Here is a 24409-nt window from a genome sequence, read left to right as displayed (position 1 = left end):
CCCCTTATCAGGCCCTGAAGTTGATAACCGCGAATGCGGCCTATGCCGCTATAGCAACCCCGTGGCCTGAGCAGAAATCGTTGGGTCCTTACAGGAATTTTAGCAGTCAATACTATGGGGAGTCTGATGGGGATGGCCTATTAAAAATGGCGTCTCGGTGGAACTCCAAGAAGCCAAGTTGCTTCGGTGAGAAATTTCTATGTCGAAGTGGTGTATCCAGCTTCAGGCCGAGCCGATCTCGCACCTCGAAGGGAAGGTCATTCGAAACGAGCAGGCGACCGCTCGACGAGAAACTAATCCAACCGCGATCAAACAGAAGATCCGCATGTGGAGCAAGTAGTAGGCCGTTCTCCCCATCAACGCGTTCGCAATGAGTACTATCTGCCCATGGCTTGATATGGCTCGCGCGGAGGAATCTAAGGTCCTCGATGCCGGTCAGCCGACAACCCTTTTCAATGCCGATCAGGCGCTCACGGAACAGGCGTTGCTTCGTCCGCACTTCGGTTGCGCGCATCGCGTTCGTCGCACCGACGTCATCTAACGCAGCATCGATCTCAGCTTGTTCCGTTTCACTTGCCGCCAGGCCCAGTGAGGCCTCCAGTGATCTCAAGCGGAACACGATCGCAGATCTAAGCTGCCCTTCTCGATCTGGCGTGCCAGGTTGAACGTAGGAGGACTGGCACATGAACCTACCAAGGTATCGGTAGGGCCGCCCCTTGCCCATCATCTGAAACACTACGAGCGTCTTGCCATCTCTGACGTGCTCGCCGATCGCTCGGTTGCCCGCCACATACTTCATGTCTCCGACTTGACCCTCGCCGAAGTAATGAAAGACTTCGTCGTCGTCCCAAAAGTCATGGTAGCCGTGAGACACGCCGGCCTCGCCAGTGAACGCGATGACTAGCGGATGCTCCTTGGGTGTCGAAATGCCGCCCTGCTGTTGCCCGCCAAATACACCGTGGATCTGCTTTTGACGGTTGTAGAGCGCGCCCACCTCGAATGGGAGTTCCATACTAGATCCCTTTCCTGAAAGCTAATTGCCCAGGATTCTAGCCAGAACCAGGTTCCTTGTGCCATTGATTGACGCGTTTGGCTGCTAGGAGAGGGGGCAGATGGAGGGCTATTGGGACGTAGACCTAGGGCAGCTGTTCTCAGGTGCGCTCAAGTTCCTCCTGCGTCTCTCTGGTGAGCCCCAACCATCTTTCCAGCGCTCCAGCTCTATTGCATCGCTTGCGACCGTAGACATGGTGACTATCTGAAGACTTGCCCCAGAGTTGTCCACGAGCAGAATGACATCGCCAAGTACGCTCATATCAAAGAAGCGTCTACTGGAATCATGCTTTCCGATGGTGACGCCCTGGCAGGCCAACGCTTGGGCGAAGTTCTCGGCGTCGGCCTGGAACAAGGCAAACTCCGAGTCGGTGAGTCTCGGGTAGTTCTCAAAACGCATTGCGGTGGCCGGCGCGTACGTCCCTCCAATGATCAATCCCAATAGCGCTGCCGTCGTCAGGGCAAGCAAAGTCCGGCTCGGCATAGTGAGGCTAGTGTTAGAGGCTAAAGGCTCAGATAGCGGCGAATGCTTCGGACCGTGCATACGATCCGTGCATTGCATTCGATGTGCGCAGCGAGGTGCGCTCTACTCCCGAACCTGCAGCCGCTCAATAGCCTGCGCAGTCAACGCCACACACGCCATCTTCAACCCTTCCATAACTCGATCCCCGAGGTATTCCTCGGGCGCGCCATTCTGCCGAGTCCGCTCCGCAGCCAGCATCAGCTCCGCCACCACACGCAGACCCGCCAGCGCGCAATCCGCATCCGCCAGCTGAAGGCAGCGTCCAGGCAGTTGATGCCGCTCCGGCCAAGGCTGGCCATCCGCAGCCGCACCGGTTCCGATGCGGTGCAGCGTGGCGACGAAGGCGTTGGGATCGACGGACGGTTCGCGCTCGGGTTCGGCGTTGTCCGGATCGTACTGCGCGTGCAGGGAACGGAAGTCCGATGTGTTCATGGCAATGCTCCGTACAGGACAGATAGCAACGCCACCGATAAAGGCGGCGGACGGTGCGTGTCTCGAAAACCGGTGAATACCCAATCCGGCGGGTCCGAGGACCCCCACGCACCGCCCGCCATGGATCGCGAACGGATTGCCAGCCGGCGCCATCCGAGGATGACGCCGACTGGCAAGCGCAAAGCACTGGGTATTCAGACGGGTTTTCGAGTCCCGCGCCACCTAGTGCGAGGTGGCACGCCAAGGTGTACTCGCATGACTGCGAGATGCCAAGAAACCGTAGGCCGCAGAGGCCGCAAATGCTGACGCTTACAGCATTGTTGCATGGGGCGCGCGTGGCAGAACCCTTGCGGTGCAGTGGTTTCGGCCGGTGTTAAGTTACCGCCCGAATGCGCATTGAAAAGCACGGTTTGCAGCTGTTCGGGATCCCAAAAGCGACACGTAGCCCACAGGGCCCATTCGCGCAGCGTGCCGATTGCGACACAACTTAACTTTGCAGCGCCACGCCCGGCCGAGGCCACAGCGCATCGTCGCGCTCCAGGTCGTAGTCGCTGCCGAACGCCAGTGCTGCTTCGCGAGGCGGAAGGTCTGCGTAGCAGCCCAGCAGGTACTCATCCATGCCAGCATCGCGGTGGTCGATGGCGAACAGGTGGAGGAGCTCCTTGTCGAAGGCTTCCAGCCATGCGGGGTCGATCTTGGTCATGTCATCCTCCAGAGGGGAAAGGGAGGATGGCTGGAGCGCGTCTCAAGACGTGGCACGCATGCTTGACCAGGTTCCGAATCTCGCAGTGATCTGATTGCACGAGGCGCAAGGTCGGGGTAGAACGGGGCAGACTCGCTACGGCGCATCATAGCTAAAGAAGGCGAAAGAGCATGGAAGCATTGAAGTCGAACCAGCCTGTTCCTGGCGAGTACTTCCTCCTGATGCCTGATACCACGCGCGGGGGAAAGGGGCACGGCATTGTGTTCGAGAACGCGAAGCGGCTGCGCATCCCGCCTCGTCTGATTCTGCGACCAGAAGAAGGGGGATTTCCCCCCATGGCGGAGAAGCCGTTGCTGGTCTACTCGGCAAAGAAGGGGAGCCTCCCAGAGGATCTGGAGGGGGGCATGAGCGGCTATTGGATGGTATCCGAACGATTACGCGACGCTCTTGTCTCTGTAGATCCAGTTGGCTTCGAGTTTTTGGAGTGTGACTACCGCCTTGCCGACGGATCCAGGGGGCCGCGGTACTTCCTGTGCGATGTTACCCGTGAGCTCGATGCGGTGGACGAAGAAGCCTCGGAACTTCGGATCATCACTGACGCAGGCTATCGAGGTGGGAAGTTCTACGACCTAAGGGGCGGAGCCAGTCTGGCGTTCCGCAAGCGGGTCATCGGTCAAGCCAGAATATTCCGGACGCCTTACTCGGGAAACCTCGTCTTCTGCGACAGAGAGCTCCGCGACGCTGTGTGGAACGCTGGAATCGGTGGGCCGCGCGTATCCCGGGGCCTCTGGTTCACCGACGCGGCCAGCATCTGAGTCAGAGCTCTGAGGATCGGACCCTTGGGCGCCTTCTGGATTCGCTTCAACTGCTTACGAGCGACTTCGATTCACATTCTCAGCGTGAGATGACAAGCATGGGATCAACCTGCACCCATCGGCCGCGCAAGGGCGAGTTCTTCAAGCTACGACCGGATGCTACCCGTAGAGGGAAGGGGCACGGGGTGGTCTTTGATAACGAGGGCGCGTTGCTTGCGACTCCCAGGCTACTCCTCTTACCCGAAGCCGGTGGCTTCCCACCACTGCGTGAAACCCCGCGCTTGGTCTATCGGGAGCGGCAGGGTGTCCCTCCACAGGATCTGGAAGGCGGGTTGAGCGGCTATTGGCTGGTCTCCGAGCGTTTGCGTCAGGTCATGGAAGAGATCGACCCTAACGCGTTCGCTTTCGCTGATACCGACTACCGCTTGGAAGACGGTTCAAAGGGGCCAACCTACCTCCTTTGCGACGTAGTCCGCACGCTGGATGCCTTGGATGAGGAAGCCTCCCAGCTCGACATCGTGATCAGCGATGAGTACACGGCAGGGAAATACTACTGCCTGACCGGTGATATCCGGCTGGCGTTCAAACGCGAAGTGCTGGGTCCGGCTCACGTGTTCAGATTGCCGTTCCATGGCGGGGTTCTCTGCGGCCGAACGTTCAAGGATTCGGTGGAAGCGGCCGGCATCGTCACAGCGAGGAGATCCAACGGGCTCTGGTTTGAAGATGTGGTGAACTGCTGAGTCGGCCCCACCGGCGCCAACCTCGCGACCTATGCTGCAAGTGTGCGGAGTACGGTACATGCCTAAATTTGGAGAGAAACAAGCATATGCCCACGTTAAAACGTAATCAGCCTGTGCCTGGTGAATTCTATCTGCTGATGCCCGACACGACTCGAAGGGGAAGAGGGCATGGCGTTGAGATCGAGAATGAAGGCGCACTGCTGACGCCACCCAGGCTGATCATCCGCCCTGAAGAAGGTGGTTTCCCTCCTCTGTCGCAGAGACCGCGTCTGGTTCTCGAACCAAAGCTGGGGGATCCACCGCAGGACCTCGAAGGAGGAATGAGTGGCTACTGGTTGGTATCAGAGCGCCTCAAGATGGCCTTCACCGATATAGATCCCGTCGCCTTTGAGTTCGTGGAGTGTGATTACGTGCTTCCGGACGGTACAGAGGGCCCAACGTACCACCTGTGCGAGGTTGCTCGCGAGCTGGATGCCGTCGATGAGGAAGCATCGAAGTTCCGGGTCATCGTCGATGAGGGCTATCCGGGCGGAAAGTTCTACGACCTTCGTGGCGGAGCAAGCTTGGCATTCAAGAGGGACGTAATCGGGGACAGTCATGTCTTCAGGAGCCCGTACTCCGGCGATCTTGTCTACTGCGATCGCGTGTTCCGGGATGCCATACGCGCTGCGGGAATTGGAAGCGAGTGTGAAACGCGTGGCCTCAGGTTCAAGGACGCGGCCAATGTCTGACATGGCGCGCGTCAGTCTAAGCATAATCCGCATGTCAAAATTGAAGATGGCTGCGGCGCGTCTCATGGAACGGGATCGGTAGTCGAACTTAAGATCGATTTCATTTTTGTCCGATTGCTTGCCGGTGCAGAACGGGCTAAAAAACAGCCATGCCTATTCAGTACTTGAGTTGAAGGCAGGGCGGTAAGAGGCAGGCCGCATCGGGACTTCAGAGCGGCCAGAGGAATTGGAGAGCAGCAGTAGTGCGCTATGTCGGCGGAGAGGACTTCAGGCTGTGAGCGCTCGGGCATGACTCGAGGAGGGCATGGAAGGTTGGCACCCTCTGATAAGCTCTTGGCACGCTTATTTAGATTGATTCTGAGGTGAGGCAAGCAATGACTTCGAATCTCCCAAAGAAGGGCGAGTTCTTCGAGTTGCGCCCAGATGCCCGACGGCGCGGCAAAGGGCATGGCGTCGTTTTTGAGAACGAGTCTTCCTTGAAGACCCCTCCAAATTTCCTCTTGCGTCCCGATCAGGGGGGCTTCCCGCCTCTGCGCGAGACCCCGCGCCTGGTGTATTACCCAAGCGAAGGGTGGCCACCGGAGGATCTTGAAGCTGGGATGAGCGGCTATTGGCTCGTTTCCGGGCGTCTCCGGGAGGTGATGGCGGCCGTGGACCCAGGAGCTTTTGCGTTCAGGGAGACTGACTATCGACTCGCTGATGGAGCAATGGGTGGCCCTTATTTCCTTTGCGATGTCATCAGAACCATTGATGCCTTGGATGAGGCAGCATCCCAGCTGAAGATCATCGTGAGTGACGACTATGAAGAGGGGAAATACTACGATCTGACTGGCGACGTCCGCTTGGCGTTCAAGCGGGAGGTCATCGGCGATGCTCACGTATTCCGGCTCCCTTACTACGAAGGTGTCTTCTGCGACCGCACTTTCAAGGAGGCGGTCGAAGCCGCGGGACTGATCGCCAGCGGTACGTCCAACGGTCTGTGGTTCTATGACGCGGTGAACTGCTGAGACCAGGCGATGCTTGAGTCAAGGAGGATTTGTGGCTGGACATTCCACTCATTTGCAGGACCATCACGCGATTGAGCAGCAGACGCTGAGGCACAGCCCATTGCTCGCAAAGCTGCAGGAGGCCGGGCGATTCAATATTCACGCCCAAGAGAACCGGCTATTCCTCCCCGCAAACCCTGCCTATGCAGATGCGATGGGCATTACGCCTCACAGTGGCGGACCGTTGGGTGAATACCAGAACGGAATGATTCGGCGCTTGAACGAGATTCAGAGAACGCGAGACGGTAAGGCCGCGCTGCTGAATGACTCTGACGCCCTCGATAGAGTCATGGCACGTGTAGAAGCATTGCGAGACACCGTCAAGGTCGGGTTGATCAACGGCGATCTCAACACGAATACTCCGCTGGGAAGCACGCCTGCGATCACGAACAAACGAATCCGGGATTTTTTTGACGGCGTTCCTGAGTACCACCAAAGGCATATCGCTCAGATCCAAGCCTTGAAAGGTTTCACCGGGGTCGACCTTGGCTGGGTGGCTGTCACTCATTCCGAAAGTGGTATTGTGACTACGCTCAATAGAATCGAGTATGACGCCAAGCCACTGACTCGCGGTGGAAACATTGAGTTGCAGCGAAGCGGCCTGTCGCTTGCGATTTCCAATGCCCACCACGGTGGCCGAGTTGTTCTGACAGAGCCGGGTATCCAGACGGTCGAGCGCGTGCTCGGCGAGGAGGCCGGGCATCGCATTCGCAGCCCGCGCTCGCAGCAAGGCGGTGCGACATTGGACCTCCTCCTCGGCGAAGCCTCCACCAGCCAACTGATCCGCTCCGGTGGCCTGCTTGCCTCCGGCGCCGATGCCGTCATCACCGCCCGCCGCACCTCACAGCTGCTGGAAGAAGGCAACGGCACCGCCGCCCAGTCCGAGCTCACCCACGCTCTGGCGCGCAACGGCGGTGGCTGGGTCGGTGGTATGGCTACCGCGTCGGTGATCGGCACGTCCAGCTTCGTCCCTGCGGCTATCGTCGCGGGCGATGCGCTGCTGATGAGCAAGGCATTCGACAAGGGCGCCGATCTGCTCGACAACCGCGCCGTCTACCGGCAGACCGACAAGGCCGATGTCACATGGCAGTTCGATGGCCGCAACTGGCAGCGCCAAGCGGTCATGGACAGCGCGGGCGACGGCCTGGGCAATCCGGCTGAGCGCAGTGTGGGCGCCAGTTACGAGAAGGCCCGCGAGCTGGGCGCATACGCCCACGTAAAGGCGGTAGAGCTGGCGCTGGGCAAGGCAATGCCGCCGCAGGATCCTTTCAGCATCCCGGCGAAGGACGGCGAGGGCCGTCTGGACAATCCCAACTGGTACCGCGATGCACAGACTGAACAGTGGACGCGGCAGGTCAAGATTGGCGTGTCCGGTGCCAACGACCGGGGTGTGTATGAGACGCAGACCGCCAGCCCTGAGCGCGCCAACGAGTTGAATCGCGAGGCGGTGCAACGCATCGAGAACAACATCGCCAACGGCAAGGCCGCCATTGCCGCCAGCTATCTGGAGACCCGAGCTGCTACACGGGCAAGTGACTTCGTGCCGCTGGTGCCGGAAGCGGTAGAGCAGGCCCGTGCCAAGCCCGACGCCATCCAGGGCTCCGACAGCCATCTTTATCAGCGCGATGAAGCAGGACAATGGAGCCATGCTGGCCAGAACGCACAGGGGAACATGGCGCTGGAGCTGGAGCTGACCCGCACCATCCAGCAGCCGTCGCTCGATCAGTTCAACCAGACCATTGCCGCATTGGAATCGCGGCCGCTGCCGTCGGCGGCGGAAGTGAACCAGAACGAGCTGCGTCACAGCTACTACGCTGCGGGTGTTGCGCTGACCCCGGCGTGGGAGCAGGCCATTGCCTTGGCCACGGCGCGCACGCGCGAGCAGCACGGCATTACGGGTCCCACGCTGCAGGAACTGGGGCCTGTAGCCGAGGGCAACGCGGGCGCGTCCCGGCCCATCACCCATTACCAAGTGGGTCAGGATGGCGTGGCGCGTGCCGTCGCGACCACCAGCACGCAGGAGTTGCAGGCCGCATGGAATGAGGTGCGCGCGCGTGCCAATGAGCAGGCGCCGTTGCCGGACTCGCCCGAGCTGCGCATTGCTGCACTGTCGGCGGGTGAGGAGGAGGCGTACCGGCAGGCACTGCAGGAAGCCAATCGGCTGGGTGCTGCGCAGGTGGATGCAGGGCAGGCTGCACGAGCAGCCGCGCAGGTGGCACATGGCGACAAGCCATCCGAGCAGGATGGAAACGTGGAAGTGCGGCCTGAAGAGCCGGCGACTGCGCAACCCATCGCGCCTGCGACGGTTGTGGCGGCGCCGCCCGCGGTAGCGGTCACGCCACCGCCTACGCCTGCGGCACAGGACAAGCCCGCGCCTCAGCGGCACGCCGAGCAGCGCGATCCGCCGCGGCGTGAGGCGGAGCCCCAACCTCAGCCCCATCCAAACAGCGAGGCGCCCACCGAAAACCGTACCGCCTCACAGACGCCGGAGCCCGCTGGGCCGATGCAGGCGCACCCGGTCGAATCCGAGCGTGCGACGCCACACTCTGCCGCGCCTCTGGCAGCGGCAACGCAGACGGTGCCCACGCAGCGCACAGAGCAGGCAGCGGAACCGGAGAAGATGGCCCCGATGCCTGCGGTTGCGCCCACTCCAAAGCAGGACATGGCAGGGCAGGAGGTCGAGCCGGTGCCGTTCAAGGAGCCGCTGCCTGCTGAGCCTGCGCGCGATCCATGGCCTTTGGAGCAGGAAGCGGCACAACACGTGCCAGAGCCCGAACCGGCTCCATCGGATGACTTCCGGCCCGTCACTGCGGCTGTCACGGTTCCTGCCGCGCCCACGATAGTGCCAAGCCCCGAGCCAGCCGCGCCCGCACCGGATGAGGCATCGGGCTCGAACCGGGCGCTGCAGGACCCCACGCAGCCCGGCCACCCCGATCACGCGCTGTATCAGCAGATCCGCGAGGGCGTGGAAGCGCTGGACGCCAAGCACGGCCGCAGCTTCGACGAAGTCAGCGAACGCATGACGGCCAGCCTTCTGGTGCTGGCCAAGGACAACGACCTGGAACGGGTGGACCATGTGCTGGTGAGCAATGCCACGCACGAACACCCGGCTGGGCACACGCTGTTCGTGGTGCAGGGCGAGCCAAGCAATCCGGCGCATCAGCGCGCTGCGATGCCGACTGAGCTGGCGGCGCAGACATCAGTTGAAGAGTCACTGCAACAGTTCGACTCTGTCAGCCGTGAAGCGCATCAGCGTGCGCTTGCGAATCAGATGGATCAGCAGCTGGAAGATCAGCGGGTGCAGCACGAGATACAGATTCGTGCGGCGAACATGTGAGGAGCTCCCAAACCAGGATACTTCAGTCGTGGGCACGAAGCTCACACGCACCCCTGGCCTGGGAAGGTCTCAGGGACTGCGATCTCTGGCCCGGAGGGAGGAGGCCGCCTCCCTCCGGGCGATCAGCCCATGCGCATGGCGTGGCTCTGCTGTTCCTGCGTACGTGCATCCAGCGCCTGCTGCGCATTCTGGCGGGCGAGCTCGCGCTGATCGCCCACCACGGCCAGTTGCTGCAGCGACTCAGACACCGGCGTTTGTGCCGCCACGGCAGTGGGCATGCCTGCACGCAGGTGGGCAGGGTCGGATAGGTCGCCTTGTACAACAAAGATGGTGTGACCCGCCGGCTGATTGGCCGTGGCGTTGCTCAGCACCACATGGTCCACCTGTTCCAGACCCTGCTCGCGTGCCTTCACTGTCAGGCTGGCGGCGAGGTTCTCACTGGTCGCGTCGAAGGGGCGGCCGTGCATCTCGTCCAGTGCAGCGACGCCCTGGCGAATCTGCTGGTGAAGCGCGTGGTCCGGGCTGCCTGGTTCCATCGCCGCGACGCGGCGTCCTTCCGTAAAGAGAGGCTCGGGCTCCTGCGTCGACACCACGCGCGGGCTCTTGGCGATCTCTCTGTAGGGATCTTCAGGATGAAACTGCTTCGCCTTGGCCTCGCGTTCCAAGCGAACCTCGCGGGTCTCATTCAACGCGGAAATCTCGGCGGGATCGGTCTCTTTGGTTGTTCTATCGAGTGGGGGAACGCCCACTGTGCGGTTCCAGCTGCCGTCTTTGGGGTCGTAGCTGTGATAGTCGAACTTGGTGCCAATCACGTTCGGATCTACGGCGTCGCGCTGCAGGAGTGCTGCGCCCTCGAACTTGCTCAGCTCAACGAAGTAGAAATGTCCAGCGGGCTGCGGCATATCCAGGTGCACGCTGACGGCCGTCTTGCCAGCACGGAATGCGCCGGCAGCGCTGTTGTCGAGCATGTTCTGCCAGACCTTTTCGGCTGCCTGCTCACCGCGTTTGTGCTCCGTGGACACCAGCAGCAAGCGTGGCGTCCAGCAGTTCACATTGAGGTCGTTCTTTTCGAACGAAACATCGTGGGATTTGAGCGTGCTCGTATAGGGCAGGTTGAGTGCCAGATCAGGCCTGCCGGCCTCCATCCAACTTTTGCGCTCCGCCAGGTCGTTCCTGATCAGATCCTGGCCGAAGGTTTCTTGCCTGCGTTCGGTGAACGCTACGTTCTTCTCGTTGCCGAACAGTGTGGCCTGTTGCTCGGCAACGGCGCTTGCAAAGCTGTTGGCCACCCGGCCGGGGAGGCTGTCGTTGCGCACAACACCCAACGCAAGCAGGCCGTAGCCATCATTGTCGGGAAGCTGCGCGAGATAGTTCCAGTACAGCTCGCGATTTCCCTCCTTCGCGTAGGAGGACAGGACACGAATGTCCTTATCGGTAAGTCCGCTCATGATTCATCCTTGAGATGCGGTTTACGGCTGAACGCGATAGCGGCTCAGAAGATCACGCACGCTGGCTTCCAGGCCCTGCCAGTCGCTCAGCATGACGCGTGCATAGTTCATCTCGATGGCAATGCTATCGCCGACGTCCACGATGGAATGGCGGCACATTGCGATCTGGCCTTCGCCGGCGCGTTCAAGTGTCTTTCCCTGAACTACAAGTCCGTCAGGAATGCGGTCTGCCGGGTCGCAGCTGATGAACGTTGTCAGTTGCCCCTCCGCCGAGCGGGCCACATACCAGTCTGGCTCCATCCCCGGGTTATGCACGTAAGGCCTGCCCAGCGCAGCCTCTGACTCCTTTGCATAGGCTTCCATCAACGATGGGTCAATCGCATACGGCGTCAGACCCCAGCGCTCGGGTTGTGCAACGCGCAGCGCAAGGTTCTCTACCGGGTCCCTTCGTTCCAGTGATCCCGGCGCGCTGGTGGCTTCACTACTGGACCGACGCGCCAGATAGTTCTGGATGGGAACGCGATCGATGTACCTAAGCTCGACCAGTATCTGCCGCCGGCTGTCCTGCGTGCTGCGCACCGGGCGATCACCAGGAGGAGCTGCATCGAAATCAGGCCAGAACAGAGTGAGCATGACGCCCCCATCGGCCAAGGGGCCCGTCTGGTTGTAGTAGAAGTTGGCCGGGAACATGAAGCGGTGCGGGCCAAGCCGAGCCTCTACCGGGTGCGTCGTGTAGGTCTGTCCGCCCACCGTACGTGGGCTGGTTGCGCTTTCGGACATGGGGGTTCCGTTCGGGTCCTTTTCCGTGGATGGGGCCTTCGCGCAGGCGGTGGTGCTCAGCACTGCCACCAGGGCGAAGGAGGCAAGCCGGCAAGCCGGTGCTCTGCTCATAGGCGATTCCCTTGCATGATCGAAACGACTATAGAACGGTGGAATGGCAAGCTCCAGTCGCAGCCGAGACCGCAGCCACCGCGGGGTCATTGCTGCATGCTGGCTCACATATTCAGCAAGCCGCGATCGGTCGCCTCTATTCCTCCACCTGCCCGCCATCCCACCTATGCCATCATCCGCTCAGGACCGCAGCACCCATCAAGGCTGAACAGGCATGGAGCAGGCAACACGCTACACCGCAACCCTTTATCTGGCCGCACCCGGCACCCCGCTGAAAAGTGGAGGGGTCTCGCCGCGCGGCCATATGTACCTTCAGGTGGCCGCGGGCGACGAGGCCCACAGCTACGGCTTCGCGCCACCGGGCCACGCGCCGGGCGAAACCCGCACTGGCGTGCAGTACGCACAGGTGCGCCACGATGATGCCGACGAGCACCTGGACCCGTACTACAGCCGCACCCTGGAAATCACCGAGGAGCACTACGGCTGCCTGCGTGATTTCGCCGAGGAGCCGGCCGAGTTCGAATTCGATGTCGATCGCCCGGCCACCATCAACCGCTGCAGCGATTTCGTCTGGGCGGCGCTGCATTACGCCAGCCTGCATCCGCTGCCGGCACCGCTGGATGGCGGCAGCAACCTGGGCGAGTTCGCGGTGCTGTTCAACCTGCCGGAAATCCAGTGCATTGCCGCGCCGTTCCCGGGCAGCGATCTGAATGCCGAAACCCACCACGCGATGCCCGAGCGCGAGGCCGAACATCATCGCCAGGGCGACCGTGCCAGCGATGAGCCGCCGCCGACGCCGATTGAAGTGGCCGGCACGCTGCTGGACCCCTCGCATCCGGACCACCGCCTGTTCTCGCAGCTGATCCAGAAAGTGGCCGAACTGGATGCCGCGCATGGCCGCCCGTTCGATGCGGCCAGCCAGCGCATCAGCGCCAGCCTGCTGGTGCTGGCCAAGCAGAACAATCTCTCGCGCGTGGACCACGTGCTGCTCAGCCAGCCGACCAAGAGCAGCCATGCGGCGGAGAGCATCTTCATCGTGCAGGGCGACCGCAATGACCCAGGGCACCGCCGCGCCAGCATCGCCACCGAGGTGGCGGCCAAGACCGATGTGGCCGATTCGCTGCGGTTGAAGGAGCAATGACGCGGCCACTGCGGCGGGGGGCGGTGGTACTGGCGGTGCTGGGCGCGCTGGCGGCATGCCGTGCGTCACCAGCGCCTGAGGTTGCGCCGCCCCTGCTGACGCGCGCACAGGCCGAGGCGCGCACGGTTGTGCCGTTCACGCGGGCCGTGCAGTTGCAGAAGGCCGGTCGGATTGCCGAGGTCACGTTTGATTTGCCGGCGCCCCAGAAGCCGGCCATTCCGATCCTGAACATGGGGTTGCGGCTGCAGGATACCGACGGGCGCTCGTTGCTGGACGTGTGGGAGAAGATCAGGCTGGGAAGGCCACCCACGCGATTGCGCCTGGAGCGGATCGATGGCGGCGCACCTGGTCTTGTACAGCTCTGGCAGAGCACTCCCGATGGGCGCGACTCACAGAGAATTCCAGAAGATGAGGTTGTGCGATATCTGGCTGATACAAGCTTGGATGACAACGCACTGATCGAGGCCGGTTTGCACTCGGATGAGATGCTGTATCAGGTGCTTCAGTTCGCGCAGGTCGGTTGGCTGGAGCCGGGCCGGTATCGGTTGACAGTCGACCTGATGGAGGACCGCCCGCAGCTGGAAGGGCTCCAAGCCGAACTTATTGTTGGATATCAATCGCTAGGGAAGTAAGACATGAGCAAGGAAGCAGAGCGCTATACGGTCACGATTCATCTCGCCGCACCGGGCACGCCGAGAGTCGATGTGGGCGACGCGGGCCAGAAGAGATTGTTGGATCCGTCATTTGCCGGGCACATGTTTCTTTCGCTGGCGCGATCAAATGACCCGGTACCCGTGAGCAGGGGATTCACGATGGGGAATGACCGTGCGAATCCCTCGCTGGGCAAAGTCGATGACACGGATCTGCGGGTCTACGACAAGCCCCGCTTCGAGCGCACGATCGAGATCAGCAAGGAGCAGTACGACCGCATCCTCGAGTTCTCGGCAGACCCGAAGAAGCACGGCTTCGACATGGAATACGACTTCTTCTCCAACGCGTGCACCGATTTCGCATGGGGTGCCCTGAACCACGCAGGCCTGCGCCCGGTCGGGCTGGCCGGGGAGATCAGCAACTATGAGGGCGCTACCAGGGTTCTGGACAACATCCGCGCGGTCAACGCCATTCCGCAGCAGGTGAAGGACAGCGAGCTGGACAAGGTGCAGTGGAACCCGATGCCGAAGCAGACCTTCCGCGAGTGGATGTTCACCGAGAACGGTGAGCAGTGGCGCGGCAACAGCACCCTCGCGGCAAGCGGCACGCCCGCAGACCCGACGCACGACGATCATGCCCGCCTCAACCAGATTCACCAGCAGGTGGCCGACCTCGGCGCTTTCGGTGCACGCAACGGCAATGTCAGTGCCAGCCTGCTCGCGCTGTCGAAGGAGCAGCAGTTCTCGCGCGTGGACGAAGTGGTGCTGGGCGAGCAGCGCGGTGATACCGCACCGAAGCTGTTCATCGTGCAGGGGGACCGCAGTGACCCGGCACACCAGCGCGCCAGCATGCCGGCGGAGTTGGCTGCGCAGGCACCGGTGGAGGCCTCGTTCGATCGCGTCGCGCAGTTGCAGCAGAACGAGCCGCAGCGAGACGCGCAGCGCCTGCAGGAGGAGCAGCAGCTTCAGCAGAGCCACGGCCCACGGATGGCATAGCGGCGGGCGCAGCATCGAGGTCGAGCGTCGGCCATGCCCGTGCCGGCGCACGCCACGCCCCCCACCTGCTACCATTCCCCCGCAACCCCAGCCAGCCCACCCCGCGCAGACAGATGCAGGTCGGGCCGTCGTAGAACGGCCCAGCGAGCCAGGACACCCTCCCGTGCCCATTCAAGGACGCTCGCATGTTCCGTAATCCTCTCTTCCGCTCGGCCGCCCTGGCCGTGGCCGTTTCGCTCAGCCTCGGCGCGCCCTCCGCATTCGCCGACAACGCACCCGCCGCCAGCGCCACCACTGCCGTGCAGCGCCAGGCCGTGGCCAAGGGCCTGTACGAGCTGGCCTACAGCCCGAAGCAGAACGCCGTGTTCGTAGCCTCGTCCGGTGGCTTCGGCGATGACGCCGGCCCGGCCCAGGTGCTGCGCCTGAACCCGGCCACGCTGGCCGTGGAAACCCGCATTCCGCTGGAGCGCAAAGCCTTCGGCGTGGTGCTGGATGACGCCCACAACCGCCTGTACGTGGGCAACACCGTGGACCTGTCGGTGACCGTGGTCGACACCGCGCAGAACAAGGCCGTCGGCACCATCCAGCTGATGGAGAAGAAGACCGGCAAGGACGGCAAGGCCGTCTACACCCACGACCTGCGCGAACTGGTGGTCGACAGCGCGGCCAACCGCCTGTACGTGACCGGCCACAGCAGCCAGCCGGACGTGAGCAGCGTGCTGTTCGTGATCGATACCACCACGCTGAAGGTGATCAACACCATCGGCGGCCTGGGCAATGCCAAGGCGCCGGGCCTGGCGCTGGATGCGGCCAACAAGCGCGTCTACACCAGCAACCTGCTGGCCGACCTGGTGGTGGTGGGCACCGATTCGAACAAGGTGGTGGCGCAGCACAGGATCGCTGCCGAGCAGCCGATGAACATCGCGCTGGACCCGGCCGGCAAGCGCCTGTTCGTAACCGACCAGGGCTCGGAATTCCTGCGTGGCTACCAGGCCAAGAGCAGCGGCCTGGTCAGCAAGCATCCGGGCCAGCGCGTGCTGGTGCTGGACCGCAGCACCGGCAAGGAACTGGCCAGCATCCCGACTGATGCCGGTCCTCTGGGCATCCTGCTGGATGCACCGCGCAAGCGCCTGTACGTGACCAACCGCGAAGCCGGTACGGTGACGGCGTACAACAGTGACAGCTACCAGAAGGTGGCCACCTACACCGTGCCGACCCATCCGAACAGCCTGGCGCTGGATTCGAAGAACAACGTGCTGTTCGTGAGCATCAAGAACGGCGAGAAGGATGACAAGGGCGCTGACGAGAGCGTGGCGCGTATCCAGCTGTAACAGCGGTGCACAGGCTGTAAACGCAGGGGCAGGGCGCAACGCGCTGCCCCTTTTTCATGTCGCAGCGTTTACCCCAGCCGCGGCGCGGGATTCTGCATTTCCTGCGCTTGGGTTTCGACCTGCTGCTGCACACCCAGCCCCAGCTTCTGCATCGACTGCTCCACCGGCGTCTGCGCAGCCACTGCGGTCGGCATCATCGCCCGCAGGTGCGCCGGATTGGCCGGGTCGCCCTGCACGACGAAGACGTTGTGCCCGGCAGGGTGCTGGGCCGTGGCGTTGCTGACCAGCACGTGGTCGACCTGCTGCAGGCCCTGCTCGCGGGCCAGCACGGTCAGGCTGGCGGTCAGGCGTTCGCTGGTCTGGTCGAACGCACGGCCGTGCTGGGCATCCAGTGCGGCCACGCCCTGGCGGATCTGCTGGTTGAGGCCGTAGTCAGGGTGGTTAGGGGTGATCTCTGCCATGGCGATCGAACGGTAGCGGTGGGTCGGGGGTGACCCACCAAGTATAGATCCGACCCGTGAAGTGCGCCCGAGGGGTCAGTCTGCCGGCCGATGGTCGTAGCTGATCACCCGCTCGGCCAACCAGCGCCCGTCCACGCGGCGCCAGACCTGGATGAAGCGGGCCTGGCCCACCCAGCGCTCCACGCCGTCCTTGCCGCGTTCATGGAAACGGTGGTCGCCGATTTCCAGCGCCCGCTCGTCGTGTAGCGGGAACACCTGCAACGAAGGCTCCACCCGCTCGCGGCGCAGGCTCCAGCCGCCCTTGCGCGCATTGCTGCACATGTTGGCCACGCTGCGGCGGAAGTCCTCGCGGCTGCTGGCCGACTTGCCATCCTTGTCATGGAAGAACTCCATGTCTTCGGTGGTCATCGCGGCGGCCTTGTCGGCATCGCAGGACTCGAAGGCGACGGCGAACAGCTGGGTGTCGGCCTGGCGGATCTGCTCGCGCAGGTCATCGGAGGGCGCGGGTGCGGCGGCGAGGCCGGCGGCCAGCAGGGGCAGGGTGAGCAGCAGCATGGCGAGGCTCCAGGGCGGGATTCATGCAGGCTCGCACGGCGCTCCGAGGGCCGCAGCGGCCCTGCGACGAAACGGGATTTCCAGGGAGTGAATGCCCGCATCTATGGATTGGCCGGGTGGCGTCGCCTGTGCAGGGGATGTCATGGCGACCGGCGATTCCATCACGGTCTCGATAGGGGCGGGTCCATAGGCTGAAATCCTCCCCTTCCATAGGAGGTTCCATGCCTGCTTCCCGCGTCCGCCTGCACGTTGAAGACACCGGTGGCGACGGCCGACCGGTCATTCTGATTCACGGTTGGCCGCTGTCCGCCGATGCATGGAAGACGCAGGTGTCGATCCTCCGCGACGCCCAACACCGGGTGATCAGCTACGACCGGCGCGGCTTCGGCCGTTCCGACAAGCCCGCCGAGGGCTACGACTACGACACGCTGGCGGCGGATCTGGCCGGGGTGATCGAGGAACGTGACCTGCGCGACGTCACCCTGGTCGGCTTCTCGATGGGCGGCGGTGAGGTGGCGCGGTATGTGGCCAACCACGGGCAGGAGCGCCTGCATAGCGTGGTGTTTGCAGCAGCCGTACCGCCGTTCCTGCTACGCAGCGACGACAACCCGGACGGCCCGCTGACCCAGGACAAGGCTGACGAAATGCGCAGCGGTCTGGAGAAGGATCGCGAGGCGTTCTTCGATGGCTTCACCCGCGATTTCTTCAGCGCCAACGGCCAGTTGATGGTGACCGAAGAGACGCGTCAGGCGGCCATCGCGCTGTGCCATCAATCCGACCAGACGGCGGCGCTGGGTTGCATGCACGCGTTCGCGACTACCGACTTCCGCGACGATCTGAAGAAGATCACAGTGCCAACCCTGATCCTGCACGGTGACAGCGATGCCATCGTGCCGTTTGAAGGTTCTGGCCAGCGCACGCACCGGGCCATTGCGGGCAGTGAAGTGGTGATCCTGGAAGGCGCGCCACACGGCTGCAACACCAGCCATGCGGACCACTTCAATCTGGCGCTGCTGAACTTCCTGAAGCGGTAAGCTGCGGCCATGCGTGAGCCGAAGACACCCCCGTGGAAGAAGCCCAACCCCAAGGGCCAGACCTCGCAGCCGCTGTCGCCTGCGCAGAAAGAGGCGGCGCGACAGCGGGCGGAAGAGAATGGACGGCGTTACCCGAACCTGGTCGACAACATGTGGGCCGCGAAGCTGCCGCGGGGATCCTGACCTGTAGAGCCGAGCCGTGCTCGGCTTGCGCGCGCAGCGCGTGCCTTTGGGAGACGGGCAACAGCAGCCGAGCATGGGCTCGGCTCTACCGTTCGGCCACCGGCATCCAACCCGATTCCCGCCACGGCGCAACCTTCGTCTGTCGAACCGTGATTGCCTCAACCGGTATTCCCGCCAGGCGTGCAAGCTCTGCACGCAGCCGTTCGGCATCCACCGGCAGTGCCGCAGCCACCTGCAGCCGATCACCCTGATGCCTCACCTGCACCGGAAGCGTGGCGTGCGCGTCGTGCTCGCCGCCGGTGCGCCCGATCGGGTCGCGCATCGCTACCGGCCGCGACAGCTGCGCCAGTGCGGGCTGCCACGCCTGCAGCACGAGGGGCTGCCCGGCAGCGGGAACATGTACTTCTGCAATCGTGGCCGGGTAGCCAGTGAGGCTCTCGACCATCACCTGGAAGCGCGCGCCATCCGGCATGACCAGCACGGTGGCGATCAATGCGGAGAACGAGACGAACACCGTCGCGAGGTTCCAGCTGCGCGGCGCGGTGGCCGGGCGCGTTGCGGTGCGCAGGCCCGGTCTGCGCCGCAGTTTGCGTGCGTAGATGCGCCGGTCCTTCCGGCGCGGGCTGGTGCTGTGCTCGGGCAGGTTCAAGGGAACCCGTGGAAGACGCGCTACGCGGGCCTTGATCAGGCGCGACAGCAGCATCCACGCGATCACGAATGCCAGCAGCGGAAGCAGCGTTCTCACCCACAGATACAGCGTGACCATCCACAACACCTCTACATACGACCATCCATGCTCATCCACATCCTACCGGGACCACGCGACGGTTGTCGTATCCGCCAGCCGACAAGCACAGGGCGCTTGGTTAGGATGGTCCTTTGTTGTCACGGATGAACCGATGGTCTCTGCCGCTACCCGCTTCTGTCGTATCTGTGGTCCTGGTCCGATCCTGCTGGCACTGCAGGTGGTGGCGCTGCTGGCGGTAGCCCTTGCAGCCGGCTTCTTCCACTACCGCGTGGGACTGCTGCTGGAGCCGGTGGATGATGCATGCGGCGGGCCCGACCCGGTCGCGCGCATGCAGGTGGCCGAACAGCTGCTGGCGCGGTCCACTGCGCTTGCACCATGGCAACCGTTGCAGTGGATTCCGATGGCAGGCGTGGCACTGGCGCTGCTGGGCGCGATGTCGATCAGTGTCTACCGCCTGGGCCGCTTGTCGGAACGCCTGCGACGCGCCAACTGGGGGGTGATGGCGCTGCACGCCGCGATCCTGGCGCTGGCCGTCAGGGCATTGCATCTGTACGACATGGCGTGGATCAGCGTAGCCAAACTGTCCCCAGCGGCGTGCCTGGTGGAACTGGGCGAGCAGGGCCGGCTGCCGCTGGCACAGGCGCAGCAGGTGGTATTCGGCATCCTCACCCGCGAGCACGCGCCGCTGCTGCGCAATCCCGATGACCTTGCCCTGGTGCTGGTCGCGTTGATGCTGATGGCGATGGCTGCGGGATTCATGCTGTGGCGGGCGATCGTGCGCGAGCGTCAGGTGCAGTCGCGCAGCCCATAGCGGGTGCGTGGCCGACCATGCATCCACAATCGCGCTAAAGTCAGCACTTCGCTCCTGCAAGGATGTGCTGATGCGTTGGTTGCTGCGTGCTGTGCCATTGCTGCTGTGTTCGTTGGCGGTGCACGCCGCCGAGGTGGATCGCCGGATTGCGGTGACCATCGACGACCTGCCCTGGGCGCGGGTGGACCAGATCGTTCCGCCGGACCTGCAGTCGCGGCATGAAGCGCTGATGGCGCAGCTGCATCAGGCAGACGTGCCGGTGGTCGGCTTCGTCAACGGGAACAAGCTTGAGATCGACGGGCAGGTGCAGCCGGCGCGGGTGCAGATGCTGCGCGACTGGCTGGACGCCGGTTATGTGCTCGGCAACCACACCTACTCGCACATGGATCTGAACGCCAAGGGCGTACCTGCGTTCCAGCAGGATTTCCTGCGTGGCGAGACGGTGCTGCGGCCGTTGCTGGTCGAGCGTGGGCTGAAGCCGCAGTGGATGCGTCACCCCTATCTGCGTGCCGGGCGCACGCCGGAAGAACGTGCGGAGATGGACGCGTTCTTCAGGCAGCATGGCTACCGCGTGGCACCGGTGACGGTCGACAACGGCGAGTGGGTGTGGGCGTTCGCCTACGCCAACGTGATGAACGAGCAGCCGGATTCACCGGCGCGCGAGGCGACGCTGGCACAGCTGCGCAAGGGCTACGTGCCGTACATGCTGAACAAGCTGGACTACTACGAGAAGCAGTCGCAGGCACTGCTGGGCTACGCGCTGCCACAGGTCTGGCTGATGCACGCCAACGAACTCAATGCAGCCACGTTTGCCGAACTGGTGGCGGCGACGAAGCGCCGCGGCTATCGCTTCATCTCACTGGATGAAGCGATGCGTGACCCGGCCTATGCACGTGGTGCCGAAGGCTACAGCGGCCGTTACGGCCCGAGCTGGTTGCACCGCTGGGCGATGGCGGAGAAGAAACCGAAGGAGTTCTACGCCGGTGAACCCGAGGTGCCGGCGTGGGTGATGAAGCTGGCCAAGGTGGATTCGGAGTGAGGCTCAGCGCTTGACGGCCAGCACACCGTCAAGCGCCAGCTCGGCCTTGAAGCCGGCCTTTTCCAGACGTTTGGCCACTTCACGTGGCACGTCGCGGCCGCTGGTCAGCTTGTTCGGCGCGCCGGTGTAATGGAACAGCCGGCCGCCCTTGCGGATGACGCGGGCGAGGTGGTCGTAGAACACCTGTGAATACAGTTCGCCGGCGATACCAAAACGCGGCGGGTCGTGCAGGATCGCGTCGACACTGTTGCTGGCCACCTGTTCGATCTGCTGCGAGACATCGCCGTGGCTGAACTGCAGGCGGCCACCGGCCGCAGCCGAGTCCGGATCCGGTGACCACGGGTTGAGCGTGCGCAGCCACATCACGTCGGCATTCTTCTCGAACGAGCGGATCTGGCCGACACCGGCCTCCAACGCGCAGGCGGCGAAATAGCCCAGGCCACCACAGGTATCGAGGATCACCTTGCCGGCCGGGGCGACCAGCTCGACCTTGCAGCGCGCATCCTCGAAGGGTGACAGCTTGGAGGTCGGCAGCATCTTGATGCCGTCGATCTCGAAGGTCGGTGCGCCCCATTCGGTCGGCACCAGCTTGATCAGCGAACCGCTGTAACGCGAGATCGGCGCGAATTCCTCGCCGTCCCAGTAGTACAGCGTGCGGTCCTTCAGCTTGCCCGGCCACGGGTAGGGCTGGCCACGGAAGCGGAAGCCGTCGGCATCCAGCGCCACGCTGTCCTCGCTGCGGCCGAGGTCGAGCGAGCCCTGCCAGTCGGCAGCGCCCTTGTCATGGGCACGGCGCAGGGTATCGGCGCTGTCGCGGGTCAGCAGGGGGCCGGTGTAGTGGGGCACGGCGGGTACCGGGGCGGTTCGGGGGGAGGGCATGGTACCGCAGCTTTTACCGGGGCCCCGGGGTGGCTGCTGCTGTAGATCCACGCCATGCGTGGATGAAGACGGCAGGAGCCGAGCGTGGGCTCGGCGTTACAGCTGGCTTGTGCAGCTGTAGCCGTGTGTAGCTCCTTCTCCTGAAATCATGTTGACGCCCCGCGAGGGCTGCATGCCCTGCAGCGCGCACGACCGACGATGGACGTCCTGGGTTTCCGGTGGCTGCCGATCAAAGTCGTAGCGCAGGCGACCGTCTTCCTGCAGCAGCCAATGCACGGTAACGCGCTCGTGGCGACCATCACCGAGATCCCAGTCCAGGGTGCGCATGATCAGGATCTGGCCATCGGGCAGCTGCCGGACTTCGTCATAGGCACCCTGGGTCTTCGGCGCGCTTACCGCAAGCAGCAGAAACAGCAGCATTGGCATCGCTCCTCAAAGAAGACAGGATGCGCCCATAGTGCCCTGAGTCGCCATCAGAATCATTGCGTCTTACGGGCACTTCACCGCATACACCGGCCCAGCCCCGATCAGCATCAGCGCCATGTAGTCACTATCACTGGCCTTGCCCTTCAACGTCGCGCCCTTGTTGAAGTGGAAGATGCCGAAGCCACCGGCCATGCGGATCAACGCGCTGTCGATCTGCTCGGCGTCATCGCGGAAGTAGCGGCTGATCTCGCTGCGGGTGGCCTTGTGCAGCGCATTGGGCTCGCGCTGCCACTGGTCGCCGCGGCTGAAGGAGACGAAGTACTGGCCGCCTTCCCGTTCGATGCGGAAATCGGCCTGCTTGCGCGCGCTGGTGGCGAAACAGCCCTGCAGCGGATCAGCGGAGAACGGAAGCCCGGCGTCACCACTGCAGGCGGTGAGCAGCAGGAGGGCACCGGGCAGCAGCAGGCGGAGCGTGCGCATGGGATGTCCCTACAAGGCAGGTGCGGCTAGTGTAGGCAGCATGCGGGCACGGCCCGTACAGAAATTCGGCAAGGACACAGGGGTTTTCGGATGGCGCAGGGCAAGGCACCGTGGTGCGGCGTGGCCAGTTGGCTGGGGATCGCTGTGGGTTGGGGCGCCGGCACGTTGGCTGCGCAGGCGGCGGTGGCCGCAGGCGGCAATGGCATGGCGGCCGGGCTGGGCGTGGGCGTGCTGGGTGCGGCACTGGTGGGCGGCGGTCTGGCGGTGGCGTCGCGCGTGCGCGGCGAGCGCTGGCCATGGATCGGCATCGGTGGTGCGGTGCTGAGTGCGCTGCCGCTGCTGATGTACCTGCTGCGGATGATGCTGAAGCTCTGACTGTAGAGCCGAGCCCGTGCTCGGCTGATGGCCTGCGACAGCCGAGCATGGCTCGGCGCTGCAAAGGCAACGGCAAGCCGAGCATGGGCTCGGCTCTACAGATTCGACCGCAGTCGCGCAGGATCAGCTACGGTGGATCTCCACCGTCACATGCACCAGCTCCTCATGGATCGCCAGTGCGTTGCGCACGGTATCGGCATCCAGACGGGCGTCGCTGGTAACCACGCTGGCGCTGACCGCGTACTTGCCGCGACCGACCTGCCAGACGTGCAGGTCGGCCAGGCGCGCCGGCCAGGGGCCCTGTTCGATCACTTCGCGAACTTCGGCCACCACCGGTGCGTCCATCTGCGCGTCGAGCAGGATGCGGCCGCTGTCGCGTAGCAGGCCTACAGCCCACACCGTGACCAGCACGGCGCCGACCAGGCCCATCACCGGGTCCAGCCAGGTCAGGCCCAGCAGCTTGCCGCCGAGCAGGGCGACGATGGCCAGCACCGAGGTGGCGGCGTCGGCTAGCACGTGCACGTAGGCCGAGCGCAGATTGAGGTCGTGACCGTGCGCATGGCCGTGATCGTGGTGTTCGTGGTCATGCCCGTGATGATGGCCATGGTCATGCCCGTGGTGGTGATGCGCGTGGCCCGGGCCGTCGTGCAGCCACCATGCGCAGAGCAGGTTCACGCCCAGGCCTACCGCAGCGATGGCGATGGCTTCGTTGTAGTGAATCGGCGCCGGTGCCCACAGCCGCTGCAGTGACTGCACGGCCATCAGCGCGGCGACGCCGAGCAGGGCGATGGCGCTGGTGTAGCCGGCCAGGATCTCGATCTTCCAGGTGCCGAAGGCGAAGCGCGGGTCGTGCGCGTAGCGGCGCGCGCAGCGGTAGGCGAACACCGCCAGGCCCAGCGCCAGCGCGTGCGAACTCATGTGCCAGCCGTCGGCGAGCACGGCCATGGAGTTGAACCACCAGCCGCCGATGATCTCCACCAGCATCATGCCCACGGTCAGCCACAGGGCGCGGCGGGTATTGCGTTCGGCCAGCGGATTGCCGTCGTCGAAGCGGTGTTCGTGGCGGCGGGCGGCGGCGAGGGCGTCCAGGTGCATGGGGGGACCAAGGGGGGTGGAGTGGATACCCCCATAGGGTATATGATCCAGTCATGGCCCATGTACACAAGAATCGAAAGCAGCTGCTGACCCGGGTGCGCCGTATCGCGGGTCAGGTGGCGGCGTTGGAGCAGGCGCTGGACAAGCCCGAGGGCGAGGCGGGCGACTGCGCGGACGTGCTGGTGCAGGTCGCCGCCGTGCGCGGTGCAGCCCACAGCCTGTTGATGGAACTGCTGCACGAGCACCTGCAGGAACATGTGGTGGCTGCCGACGACCTGCAGCAGCGGGCGGACGAGGCCGCGGTGCTGGTCGAGCTGCTGCGCCGCTACGGCAAATAGGCCGAGGGGCGGTAGAGTCGACTGTTAGTTGTGATCTCTCTGTACGTTGTTCATCCGGGACATCTTTGGAAAATGGTGGTTACCACACCTCTCCAGACCCCAAAGAGCCCGGATGAACCACTATAAAAATGCCCGTTTGACCGTCCATAGT

At 63.6% G+C, this 24409-nt stretch carries 27 protein-coding genes; 15 read left to right on the top strand and 12 right to left on the bottom strand.

Annotated features, from left to right (window positions below):
- Positions 1-112: 112 nt before the first annotated feature.
- The 3 genes from AC5P60_RS20645 to AC5P60_RS20635 form a co-directional block, all read right to left on the bottom strand.
- Positions 113-1012, bottom strand: a complete 900-nt coding sequence (locus AC5P60_RS20645) for an HNH endonuclease (RefSeq protein ID WP_483693924.1) — start codon at positions 1010-1012, stop codon at positions 113-115.
- Positions 1013-1636: 624 nt separating this feature from the next.
- The gene (locus AC5P60_RS20640; protein WP_014645738.1) at positions 1637-2005 is read right to left on the bottom strand and encodes a hypothetical protein; all 369 of its coding nucleotides are present in this window, start codon (positions 2003-2005) and stop codon (positions 1637-1639) included.
- 487 nt (positions 2006-2492) lie between these two features.
- Positions 2493-2708, bottom strand: a complete 216-nt coding sequence (locus AC5P60_RS20635) for a hypothetical protein (protein WP_279938967.1) — start codon at positions 2706-2708, stop codon at positions 2493-2495.
- Between the two features lie 170 nt (positions 2709-2878).
- Here AC5P60_RS20635 and AC5P60_RS20630 point away from each other — a divergent pair, with 170 nt between their 5' ends.
- The 5 genes from AC5P60_RS20630 to AC5P60_RS20610 all read left to right on the top strand — a co-directional run bounded on the left by AC5P60_RS20630 (position 2879) and on the right by AC5P60_RS20610 (position 9377).
- Positions 2879-3523 carry a DUF1629 domain-containing protein gene (locus AC5P60_RS20630; protein ID WP_483693925.1) on the top strand — a complete coding sequence of 215 codons (645 nt, stop codon included), beginning with the start codon at positions 2879-2881 and terminating at the stop codon, positions 3521-3523.
- A gap of 98 nt (positions 3524-3621) precedes the next feature.
- Positions 3622-4263, top strand: a complete 642-nt coding sequence (locus tag AC5P60_RS20625) for a DUF1629 domain-containing protein (RefSeq protein WP_483693927.1) — start codon at positions 3622-3624, stop codon at positions 4261-4263.
- An 86-nt stretch (positions 4264-4349) separates the two neighbouring features.
- Complete coding sequence (locus tag AC5P60_RS20620) at positions 4350-4994, top strand: imm11 family protein (protein ID WP_483693929.1); 645 nt, start codon at positions 4350-4352, stop codon at positions 4992-4994.
- 374 nt (positions 4995-5368) lie between these two features.
- Positions 5369-6001 carry a DUF1629 domain-containing protein gene (locus AC5P60_RS20615; protein WP_111098388.1) on the top strand — a complete coding sequence of 211 codons (633 nt, stop codon included), beginning with the start codon at positions 5369-5371 and terminating at the stop codon, positions 5999-6001.
- 31 nt (positions 6002-6032) lie between these two features.
- Positions 6033-9377, top strand: a complete 3345-nt coding sequence (locus AC5P60_RS20610) for an XVIPCD domain-containing protein (protein ID WP_483693931.1) — start codon at positions 6033-6035, stop codon at positions 9375-9377.
- Between the two features lie 122 nt (positions 9378-9499).
- Here the strand turns inward: AC5P60_RS20610 and AC5P60_RS20605 are convergent, their stop codons facing one another.
- Together AC5P60_RS20605 and AC5P60_RS20600 are read right to left on the bottom strand one after the other, a co-directional pair.
- Complete coding sequence (locus AC5P60_RS20605; protein WP_111108525.1) at positions 9500-10825, bottom strand: XVIPCD domain-containing protein; 1326 nt, start codon at positions 10823-10825, stop codon at positions 9500-9502.
- Positions 10826-10846: 21 nt separating this feature from the next.
- A complete protein-coding gene (locus AC5P60_RS20600; RefSeq protein ID WP_111108524.1) occupies positions 10847-11716 on the bottom strand; it encodes a hypothetical protein in 870 nt (289 codons plus the stop codon).
- A gap of 214 nt (positions 11717-11930) precedes the next feature.
- Between AC5P60_RS20600 and AC5P60_RS20595 the strand changes: the two genes are divergently transcribed.
- The 4 genes from AC5P60_RS20595 (at position 11931) to AC5P60_RS20580 (ending at position 15834) form a co-directional block, all read left to right on the top strand.
- Entirely contained in the window at positions 11931-12857 is a 927-nt protein-coding gene (locus AC5P60_RS20595; RefSeq protein WP_483693933.1) for an XVIPCD domain-containing protein, read from the top strand.
- Entirely contained in the window at positions 12854-13489 is a 636-nt protein-coding gene (locus AC5P60_RS20590; RefSeq protein ID WP_483693934.1) for a hypothetical protein, read from the top strand. The genes AC5P60_RS20595 and AC5P60_RS20590 overlap by 4 nt, the downstream gene beginning before the upstream one ends.
- A 3-nt stretch (positions 13490-13492) precedes the next feature.
- Positions 13493-14503, top strand: coding sequence for an XVIPCD domain-containing protein (locus tag AC5P60_RS20585; protein WP_483693935.1), 1011 nt, complete (start codon positions 13493-13495; stop codon positions 14501-14503).
- Between the two features lie 185 nt (positions 14504-14688).
- Entirely contained in the window at positions 14689-15834 is a 1146-nt protein-coding gene (locus tag AC5P60_RS20580; RefSeq protein WP_483693936.1) for a YncE family protein, read from the top strand.
- Between the two features lie 68 nt (positions 15835-15902).
- Here AC5P60_RS20580 and AC5P60_RS20575 read toward each other — a convergent pair whose 3' ends face one another.
- A complete protein-coding gene (locus AC5P60_RS20575) occupies positions 15903-16295 on the bottom strand; it encodes an XVIPCD domain-containing protein (RefSeq protein ID WP_111108521.1) in 393 nt (130 codons plus the stop codon).
- Between the two features lie 75 nt (positions 16296-16370).
- A complete protein-coding gene (locus AC5P60_RS20570) occupies positions 16371-16850 on the bottom strand; it encodes a YybH family protein (RefSeq protein ID WP_111108520.1) in 480 nt (159 codons plus the stop codon).
- A 221-nt stretch (positions 16851-17071) separates the two neighbouring features.
- Here AC5P60_RS20570 and AC5P60_RS20565 point away from each other — a divergent pair, with 221 nt between their 5' ends.
- Complete coding sequence (locus tag AC5P60_RS20565) at positions 17072-17884, top strand: alpha/beta fold hydrolase (protein ID WP_149500677.1); 813 nt, start codon at positions 17072-17074, stop codon at positions 17882-17884.
- Positions 17885-17893: 9 nt separating this feature from the next.
- Entirely contained in the window at positions 17894-18067 is a 174-nt protein-coding gene (locus AC5P60_RS20560; RefSeq protein WP_097048477.1) for a hypothetical protein, read from the top strand.
- An 85-nt stretch (positions 18068-18152) separates the two neighbouring features.
- On the opposite strand, the gene AC5P60_RS20555 is transcribed toward AC5P60_RS20560, so the two are convergent.
- Positions 18153-18833, bottom strand: coding sequence for a hypothetical protein (locus AC5P60_RS20555; protein WP_483693938.1), 681 nt, complete (start codon positions 18831-18833; stop codon positions 18153-18155).
- Positions 18834-18966: 133 nt separating this feature from the next.
- On the opposite strand from AC5P60_RS20555, the gene AC5P60_RS20550 reads away from it, so the two are divergent.
- Positions 18967-19626, top strand: a complete 660-nt coding sequence (locus tag AC5P60_RS20550) for a hypothetical protein (RefSeq protein WP_257471363.1) — start codon at positions 18967-18969, stop codon at positions 19624-19626.
- A gap of 70 nt (positions 19627-19696) precedes the next feature.
- Complete coding sequence (locus tag AC5P60_RS20545) at positions 19697-20665, top strand: polysaccharide deacetylase family protein (RefSeq protein ID WP_057503915.1); 969 nt, start codon at positions 19697-19699, stop codon at positions 20663-20665.
- A gap of 3 nt (positions 20666-20668) precedes the next feature.
- On the opposite strand, the gene AC5P60_RS20540 is transcribed toward AC5P60_RS20545, so the two are convergent.
- The 3 genes from AC5P60_RS20540 to AC5P60_RS20530 form a co-directional block, all read right to left on the bottom strand.
- Complete coding sequence (locus AC5P60_RS20540; protein ID WP_483693939.1) at positions 20669-21544, bottom strand: class I SAM-dependent methyltransferase; 876 nt, start codon at positions 21542-21544, stop codon at positions 20669-20671.
- 96 nt (positions 21545-21640) lie between these two features.
- Positions 21641-21964, bottom strand: a complete 324-nt coding sequence (locus tag AC5P60_RS20535; protein WP_483693940.1) for a hypothetical protein — start codon at positions 21962-21964, stop codon at positions 21641-21643.
- A 69-nt stretch (positions 21965-22033) separates the two neighbouring features.
- Positions 22034-22450, bottom strand: coding sequence for a hypothetical protein (locus tag AC5P60_RS20530; protein WP_483693941.1), 417 nt, complete (start codon positions 22448-22450; stop codon positions 22034-22036).
- A gap of 90 nt (positions 22451-22540) precedes the next feature.
- Here AC5P60_RS20530 and AC5P60_RS20525 point away from each other — a divergent pair, with 90 nt between their 5' ends.
- Complete coding sequence (locus tag AC5P60_RS20525) at positions 22541-22825, top strand: hypothetical protein (RefSeq protein ID WP_049454421.1); 285 nt, start codon at positions 22541-22543, stop codon at positions 22823-22825.
- A 123-nt stretch (positions 22826-22948) separates the two neighbouring features.
- Here AC5P60_RS20525 and dmeF read toward each other — a convergent pair whose 3' ends face one another.
- A complete protein-coding gene (gene dmeF / locus AC5P60_RS20520) occupies positions 22949-23920 on the bottom strand; it encodes a CDF family Co(II)/Ni(II) efflux transporter DmeF (protein WP_279938986.1) in 972 nt (323 codons plus the stop codon).
- Positions 23921-23973: 53 nt separating this feature from the next.
- On the opposite strand from dmeF, the gene AC5P60_RS20515 reads away from it, so the two are divergent.
- Entirely contained in the window at positions 23974-24258 is a 285-nt protein-coding gene (locus AC5P60_RS20515; RefSeq protein WP_483693942.1) for a metal-sensing transcriptional repressor, read from the top strand.
- Positions 24259-24409: the final 151 nt, after the last annotated feature.

The organism is Stenotrophomonas sp. YJH_SMC_120, from assembly GCF_059368675.1.
The sequence above is the reverse complement of the archived record's forward strand: the minus strand, read 5'-3'. Positions and strand labels throughout refer to the sequence as shown.

Coding starts and splice junctions, on each gene's coding strand:
- AC5P60_RS20645 (WP_483693924.1), bottom strand. CDS start 1,012: ATGGAACTCCCATTCGAGGTGGGCGCGCTCTACAACCGTCAAAAGCAG.
- AC5P60_RS20640 (WP_014645738.1), bottom strand. CDS start 2,005: ATGAACACATCGGACTTCCGTTCCCTGCACGCGCAGTACGATCCGGAC.
- AC5P60_RS20635 (WP_279938967.1), bottom strand. CDS start 2,708: ATGACCAAGATCGACCCCGCATGGCTGGAAGCCTTCGACAAGGAGCTC.
- AC5P60_RS20630 (WP_483693925.1), top strand. CDS start 2,879: ATGGAAGCATTGAAGTCGAACCAGCCTGTTCCTGGCGAGTACTTCCTC.
- AC5P60_RS20625 (WP_483693927.1), top strand. CDS start 3,622: ATGGGATCAACCTGCACCCATCGGCCGCGCAAGGGCGAGTTCTTCAAG.
- AC5P60_RS20620 (WP_483693929.1), top strand. CDS start 4,350: ATGCCCACGTTAAAACGTAATCAGCCTGTGCCTGGTGAATTCTATCTG.
- AC5P60_RS20615 (WP_111098388.1), top strand. CDS start 5,369: ATGACTTCGAATCTCCCAAAGAAGGGCGAGTTCTTCGAGTTGCGCCCA.
- AC5P60_RS20605 (WP_111108525.1), bottom strand. CDS start 10,825: ATGAGCGGACTTACCGATAAGGACATTCGTGTCCTGTCCTCCTACGCG.
- AC5P60_RS20600 (WP_111108524.1), bottom strand. CDS start 11,716: ATGAGCAGAGCACCGGCTTGCCGGCTTGCCTCCTTCGCCCTGGTGGCA.
- AC5P60_RS20595 (WP_483693933.1), top strand. CDS start 11,931: ATGGAGCAGGCAACACGCTACACCGCAACCCTTTATCTGGCCGCACCC.
- AC5P60_RS20590 (WP_483693934.1), top strand. CDS start 12,854: ATGACGCGGCCACTGCGGCGGGGGGCGGTGGTACTGGCGGTGCTGGGC.
- AC5P60_RS20585 (WP_483693935.1), top strand. CDS start 13,493: ATGAGCAAGGAAGCAGAGCGCTATACGGTCACGATTCATCTCGCCGCA.
- AC5P60_RS20580 (WP_483693936.1), top strand. CDS start 14,689: ATGTTCCGTAATCCTCTCTTCCGCTCGGCCGCCCTGGCCGTGGCCGTT.
- AC5P60_RS20575 (WP_111108521.1), bottom strand. CDS start 16,295: ATGGCAGAGATCACCCCTAACCACCCTGACTACGGCCTCAACCAGCAG.
- AC5P60_RS20570 (WP_111108520.1), bottom strand. CDS start 16,850: ATGCTGCTGCTCACCCTGCCCCTGCTGGCCGCCGGCCTCGCCGCCGCA.
- AC5P60_RS20565 (WP_149500677.1), top strand. CDS start 17,072: ATGCCTGCTTCCCGCGTCCGCCTGCACGTTGAAGACACCGGTGGCGAC.
- AC5P60_RS20560 (WP_097048477.1), top strand. CDS start 17,894: ATGCGTGAGCCGAAGACACCCCCGTGGAAGAAGCCCAACCCCAAGGGC.
- AC5P60_RS20555 (WP_483693938.1), bottom strand. CDS start 18,833: ATGGTCACGCTGTATCTGTGGGTGAGAACGCTGCTTCCGCTGCTGGCA.
- AC5P60_RS20550 (WP_257471363.1), top strand. CDS start 18,967: ATGGTCTCTGCCGCTACCCGCTTCTGTCGTATCTGTGGTCCTGGTCCG.
- AC5P60_RS20545 (WP_057503915.1), top strand. CDS start 19,697: ATGCGTTGGTTGCTGCGTGCTGTGCCATTGCTGCTGTGTTCGTTGGCG.
- AC5P60_RS20540 (WP_483693939.1), bottom strand. CDS start 21,544: ATGCCCTCCCCCCGAACCGCCCCGGTACCCGCCGTGCCCCACTACACC.
- AC5P60_RS20535 (WP_483693940.1), bottom strand. CDS start 21,964: ATGCTGCTGTTTCTGCTGCTTGCGGTAAGCGCGCCGAAGACCCAGGGT.
- AC5P60_RS20530 (WP_483693941.1), bottom strand. CDS start 22,450: ATGCGCACGCTCCGCCTGCTGCTGCCCGGTGCCCTCCTGCTGCTCACC.
- AC5P60_RS20525 (WP_049454421.1), top strand. CDS start 22,541: ATGGCGCAGGGCAAGGCACCGTGGTGCGGCGTGGCCAGTTGGCTGGGG.
- dmeF (WP_279938986.1), bottom strand. CDS start 23,920: ATGCACCTGGACGCCCTCGCCGCCGCCCGCCGCCACGAACACCGCTTC.
- AC5P60_RS20515 (WP_483693942.1), top strand. CDS start 23,974: ATGGCCCATGTACACAAGAATCGAAAGCAGCTGCTGACCCGGGTGCGC.